This is a genomic window from Vibrio sp. 10N.261.52.C11, from assembly GCF_041471405.1.
Classification (GTDB): domain Bacteria; phylum Pseudomonadota; class Gammaproteobacteria; order Enterobacterales; family Vibrionaceae; genus Vibrio; species Vibrio crassostreae_C.
In genome coordinates this window covers 1-5,884 of record NZ_JBFROI010000006.1, presented here as the reverse complement: position 1 = coordinate 5,884, position 5,884 = coordinate 1, and the positions used below count along the sequence as shown (strand labels likewise).

Below are 5,884 nucleotides of genomic sequence, written 5' to 3'. Positions count from 1 at the left end.
ACAGCGACGGCAACCGTGTCATCAACCGGTTTACTGTCTGCGGTTGAAACGGGTGGTACGACACTCACGGCCATCAAAGATGGCATCCCCAGTAATACGGTGGAGGTGAATGTGTGTAACTTGGCTGGTACATGTATTGATATCTACGATAGAGGTAGTGGTAAGTTGCTTACCAATTCACCATCAGCGGCCTATCTAGACAGCATTGGCGGTAGTGCTACAAACGGTACTCATACTGAAAGCGGAAATTCCGGCCCAGTTGGTGGTGATTTTTACCTATTCGACTGGAATAACGCAAATGCACTGTGTACTACCTACAACACCCATAGTCTCGGCGGACGAACTAACTGGCGTTTAGCGACAAGAGACGAGTTAAAAACGGAGCTATACGACGCATTCGGCCCGATGTTTATCGCGCGCGGTTGGCCGACCAACTACTACTATTGGTCGGCGACTCCTAATGGTTCTCTCTATTACGACGTGGACCTCGTCAATGGCTACGTCTTCAGCAACCAGCCGAGCCTCACGGGCTACGTATCCTGCGTCTCAAATCCTTAAAGTTGAGCGTTTAGAGTTTAACGTTTTAATTTTTAATTTTAGTTTTTGAAGTGCCAGAGTTGCATCTGGCACTTTTTAGGGGGGGAAGATAAGTGAATATTGAAACTAAATTAGCATTGGTTGAAAGCAGTCAACGTATTGTTGGCATAAAAGAGGGGATGTTTGTACGTTTCTATGAGCAATCACTCTTTGGTTGGCAGCAGTGGGTATCTAAACAGGACCAATTACCGATATAGAAGGTGTTAAAGAAAAAGGTTAAGAAATTGTGTCATGACTCCAACATGGTGAGCTTGAGTTAGAATGGTAGTCCCGCAACTCTGAATTAAAAATTATGGCTACTATTCAAGTTAACTGTCGGTTTTGCAACCAAACGGAGTATGTTCGTAAACATGGTACTGGTGTGTCAGGCTTTCAGCGGTTTCGTTGCCTTGAGTGCAAACGCTCATTTCAACTTGATTATGCTTACGAGGCATATAAATCTAAGGTCAAAGAGCAAATCATTGATATGGCGATGAATAGCTCTGGTGTAAGAGAAACAAGTCACCTCAATACCTTTCGATAGAGCAAACATCTCTCTCATCTGTGAGGTCGATGAACAGTGGTCATTCGTAGGAAACAAAAAAATCGTCGTTGGCTTTGGTATGCATTGGAGCCCGGTTATAAACGCATCATTGCTCATGCCTTTGGTAAGCGCAATACAGATGAACTGCGAGCGTTACTCGCTTTACTTAAGCCATTCGACATCAGTTTCTTTTTCACCGATGATTTCAGCGTCTACTCGAAAGAATTGCCAAAAGAAAAACATGTTGTAGGGAAAAGGTTCACTCAGCGGATTGAACGAACCAATTTTACTTTGCGTTCCAGATTAAAACGTTTAGTGCGTAAAACTATCGGCTTCTCGAAATCGGAAGAAATGCACGATAAAGTGATAGGGACTTTCATTGAGCGAGAGTCCTACCACTAAATCAAATAATTGGCGTCACGACCTACAAAAGTGTGTTCTGGAGGGACTCCAAGTACACGAGTTAAAGAGTTTTATATCGACGGGACAGTACCTTGGATTAAAACTAAGGAAGTGAATAATTGTAAGGTTTTTTCTGCTGAGACCTACATCACTGAAGATGCCATAACGAAATCTACCGCAAAGTTAATACCGGAAAACTCGGTAATCATCGTTATGTATGGTAATGGTGATACTGCAGGTAGAGTCGCAATTAATAAAATTCCAGTTGCTACAAATCAAGCCTAGCTTATTACCAACTATTTTAAAGCTATCCCAATCACTTCCAACGCCCAGTTCTCTATTGCAACCGAACCTCATCAGTCTCTTGCACTCTGGGGGTATCGGTTTTCCGAAACTTATTTATGTCCAAAACCATCACAGGCTGAACTTTTACCTGTGGCACGTTCTACCTCAGAAATGCCCCATTCCTTCTTTCGACCGATTGAGCACACACTTTACCTAAGCATCATTTGACTTACTTTTCGCCATACACAGAATGTGTCCATACGAACGAGATAACATCAGTTAGGAGCTAAAAATGCTATATGAGGAAATCGTTATTCCTGAGTGGAATGTAGGTAAGACATATGCTCATGTAGAAGTTAAAGACTGGAAGCAATTCAGCGCCCTGCTAGAGGTGCGATTTTTAGATTGGTCCGAATACAATTATCGAGGTCAGAATGATAGCTCGTGGCCTCTAAGGACTAAATTTGACCGTTTTTACAGGGAGGCTCAAAGTAAAATTGATGAATTTGATCCTTACGAAAGGCTATCCGATTTGGACAAGAATCTTATCCAAACGAGGGTTTCGCACATAAACATGGATTCGCGCCCAAATGTATTAAATAAACTTCTTTTAAATTTTAAGAGACTTTGTACAGGCAGGCGGGGCATAAATCCTCAGAGCCTTTCATCAGCTCAATGGTGGGCTTTAGGCCAACATTATGGACTTGCTACACCTCTACTTGATTGGAGCAACTCTCCTTATGTTGCAACTTTTTTTGCTCTTGAGGGGACAGCTGAGCCTAAAAGTGGAAAGCATGCCGTATGGGTGTTTAGTCATTGCGCATTGGACGAAATTTTTATTAACCTTACCAAAGAGTCAGAGTCAGAGTCAGATGATCATGAATTGCCAAGTATTAAGATCCACCATGAGATTACTGATGAAAATCAGAGAATCATTAGCCAGAATGGGCTGTTCTCTGAAGTTTCCAACGGTTTGGATATTGAAGAATATATTGAAAAGTACATTCCACTAACTGGCATGTCTCCTATTCTTTATAAGATCGAAATACCTCATAAACTACGTGAAGAATTTTTAAGACATTTGGATATCATGAATATTAATCATGCGTCTCTCTACCCTGACCTAATTGGTTCTGCGAGTGCTGCGAATAGGCTACTTGAGAAGGAATTTACTGATAATATATGGCAGTCTACCCCTGATTATGTGAGAAGAATGCTGAGTGATGATGCCAGCCATGATTAATCTAATAGCATATAAATTCCTATATACCAGTTCAACTTGATGGCGCAGGTTTCTTATGCACAAGAGAATTTTTAAAAGGTAAAATCATGGCTCTACAGAATGAATTGATAGATTTAATCGAACAAAAAGCCTCTCAACAGTGTGGATCTACAGCACTTTTGTATGCTTCCACGTATATCAATCAATTGAGATCGTATATTGATTGATATACTGACCTTTCTGAATCTGACATATATAACAAAATCGATTATTTAGCTGGCTGCTTAACTATCACATTGACCAAACCTGTTAATGATTTGGAGTTACTACGAGTTAGAGTGTGTGAGGACGATAATTTTTCCAATATTGATGATTTATCATACATTAAGCACCCTACCAACAACTTCCCTAGCATGGGTCGATTAAACAAAACTGGAGAGGTGCTTTTTTATGCATCGATAGCTCTTCATCAGAGTGATACAGCCTTAAGAACGGTGCTATCTGAAGCGAGAGTTAAAGATTTAGATAAAGTTAATGTTCTTAGAAGCCATCAAAAAACTGATAGTGATATAAATCTCAGAATGATAGGGATTTGGGACAAAGTAAGAAGAGATGATAGCCCATATTATCTTAGCTCTAGTGTGTTTGATTACTATAAAGAAGTGATGGCTTATATGGAAAAACGGTTTGAGCCTAAACTACTGTGTGTCTATGCTCTACAGACCGTTTTTTTTTGATGATCTCCTGTCAAGAAAAGGAACGGAAAGACTGTATCAAGTAACATCAGAAGTTAGCTCATTGCTATTACATGATATTTCATGCCACGGCATTCTTTATTCATCAGTGGAAGCTAAAGGTGAAGCTGTGATAGCACTAAAGCCAGAGATTGTAGACTGTGCAATAGAGCATATAAACGTAACTCAGGTTCATGTGGAAAAATGCTTCGGTTATGAGTTTTTTGAATATAAAACATTAGCTCTTGCTCAGAGTATAGAAGCTAGTTCTGGTTTGTTGACTTGGTAGGTGGGTACCATGTCAATTAATTTTTCAGATTGAACTACCTCTTTTTTGTCCAGAGTCTTCATAGACCTGAAGTTTTACTCGTGGCACTTTTCTCTCAAAGTGCCTGCTAACTCAGGTCTGCCCCATTGTTCGGTAGACCTTTTACTCATTAATCTGCTGTTAATCTTAGTTTGCACTACTAAAACTTATCCGAGCTAATTGGTAAATCAGAATCTCTGTTATTAGGCGACATTTGGCAGCCCAAAATTCCCTTCATGTGACTTAGGTTGTTGATTGTTAATTGAACCAATATAAACGGTGTTGCATTATAAAATGATAAAAGACGACAATTTTTCGTCTAATCAGCGTTAGCTGTTTTCTGAAGTCTGACGGTGTATGGTGCTTGTAAACGAATATATTGAAATATATGGGGCGTCCATGGAAGGTGTTGTAGTAGAAAAAAGTAAGATCGGTGAAATTACATATCTGCTCTATTGTAAAAAAGAGTCGGTAAATAATCCTTTAGTCATCATCTGTCACGGTTGGAGCAATGATAAATATGAAGGCTCTAATCTAGCTTTAAATTTAGCTCTTCAGGGTTATTCTGTTATCTGTTTTGATGCAGATAAACACGGCGAAAGAGATGATGGTAAGGCTCAAAACGTTAGTAGTCATTCGAGATTTATCAAAAGAATGACGGGTGTTATCAAGCAGAATTCAGATGACATAAATACACTCATTGAGCATTATCAGGAAGATATAAGGATTGATCCATCGAGGATTGCGGTTGTGGGTATCTCTATGGGGGCAATGTCCACATTTTATTCTTTGACCAAAAATAAACGGATTAAAGTTGCGGTACCAATTATCGGCTCTCCTGACTTTGTCGGCTTGGAGAAGTTCGCCTTAGAAGCCGATTCAGTTAATAAGATTCTTAGTGACGATGAGAAGTTAGCTATTAGGTATATGGCAGAGATTGATCCATGTTTGTACCTTATAGAAAATGAAAGTCGCCCTATGTTGATCATAAATGGTGAGAAAGATGATTGGGTTCCTGCTAATTTCGCGAAGGACTTTTATGAAAAAGTGAAGAGTAAATACGATAAAAACAATACTGAAATTGAGTTCAATCTAGCTGATGAATCGCATTACTTTTCCAACGACATGCGAGATCATACGATAAAATGGTTGAATAAAAATTTGTAGGCTAAAAGGTAAATCTGTAGCAATAGACAGCCATACAAACGCTTAAGGTTTCAAAGTATTTTTCTAATCTGAACGAAACGGTTTAGAGCAACACACCTAAAACGTTTTGTCCAAAACCTTCACAGACTGAATTTTTACCCGTGGCACTTTCAACTCAAAAGTGGCACAAAATAAGCTTAATTAATAACAATGTGGCTTTCATCATCACAATTTTGGCCGACTTTTTCTAATCCGAGCCTTATGAATTACGGTGTAAGCTCAAACTAGCCCATAACCCAGAAATAAGAGGCTATTGCTAACCTCTTATCCGGTAAAGCGGGTGATTTTAATTAAAGTAACTTGGTTACACTCGATTGATTAGCACTATCGTTAACTTGATATCCCAAAGCTCGAATTTGCTCTCGGATTGTGTCTGCTTCATCATATCGCCCCTGTTGTTTCAAACATTGACGTTGTTCAGCGAGCTGTTGAACTTGTTTGGGGATTGTTAACTGTTCCACCTTCTCAAGGCTAAGGCCAAATACTTGATCAAAATAAAGTAGTGTCGCTTTTTTATTGGCAGGCTCTATGGAACTATCAGTGACCTCCCATAATAAGGCGAGTGCTTGCGGCATGTTTAAATCGCGGCTGATACGTGCAAGAAATTC

6 protein-coding genes and 2 pseudogenes are annotated in these 5,884 nt (G+C 39.6%); 7 read left to right on the top strand and 1 reads right to left on the bottom strand.

Going from position 1 to position 5,884, the window contains the following annotated elements; genetic code table 11:
* The 7 genes and pseudogenes from AB4323_RS01560 to AB4323_RS01530 all read left to right on the top strand — a co-directional run.
* The coding region (locus AB4323_RS01560; protein WP_372151446.1) for a DUF1566 domain-containing protein at window positions 1-558 on the top strand (558 nt) is incomplete at its 5' end.
* 92 nt (window positions 559-650) lie between these two features.
* Window positions 651-794 carry a hypothetical protein gene (locus tag AB4323_RS01555; RefSeq protein WP_372151444.1) on the top strand — a complete coding sequence of 48 codons (144 nt, stop codon included), beginning with the start codon at window positions 651-653 and terminating at the stop codon, window positions 792-794.
* Window positions 795-889: 95 nt separating this feature from the next.
* Window positions 890-1,522: pseudogene (locus AB4323_RS01550) on the top strand (IS1 family transposase).
* A 30-nt stretch (window positions 1,523-1,552) separates the two neighbouring features.
* Entirely contained in the window at window positions 1,553-1,807 is a 255-nt protein-coding gene (locus AB4323_RS01545) for a restriction endonuclease subunit S (protein WP_017102006.1), read from the top strand.
* Between the two features lie 292 nt (window positions 1,808-2,099).
* Window positions 2,100-3,050 carry an FRG domain-containing protein gene (locus tag AB4323_RS01540; protein ID WP_372151443.1) on the top strand — a complete coding sequence of 317 codons (951 nt, stop codon included), beginning with the start codon at window positions 2,100-2,102 and terminating at the stop codon, window positions 3,048-3,050.
* 666 nt (window positions 3,051-3,716) lie between these two features.
* Window positions 3,717-4,052: a hypothetical protein gene (locus AB4323_RS01535; protein ID WP_131825236.1), complete on the top strand. Its 336-nt coding sequence runs from the start codon at window positions 3,717-3,719 to the stop codon at window positions 4,050-4,052.
* Between the two features lie 417 nt (window positions 4,053-4,469).
* Window positions 4,470-5,237: a S9 family peptidase gene (locus tag AB4323_RS01530; RefSeq protein WP_076649161.1), complete on the top strand. Its 768-nt coding sequence runs from the start codon at window positions 4,470-4,472 to the stop codon at window positions 5,235-5,237.
* Window positions 5,238-5,566: 329 nt separating this feature from the next.
* On the opposite strand, the pseudogene AB4323_RS01525 reads toward AB4323_RS01530, so the two are convergent.
* Window positions 5,567-5,884, bottom strand: a pseudogene (locus tag AB4323_RS01525) (cysteine--tRNA ligase); the annotation flags it as partial.

Bases quoted from the DNA above. Each gene is read 5' to 3' on its own strand.
- AB4323_RS01540 (WP_372151443.1), top strand. From the start codon at position 2,100: ATGCTATATGAGGAAATCGTTATTCCTGAGTGGAATGTAGGTAAGACA.
- AB4323_RS01530 (WP_076649161.1), top strand. From the start codon at position 4,470: ATGGAAGGTGTTGTAGTAGAAAAAAGTAAGATCGGTGAAATTACATAT.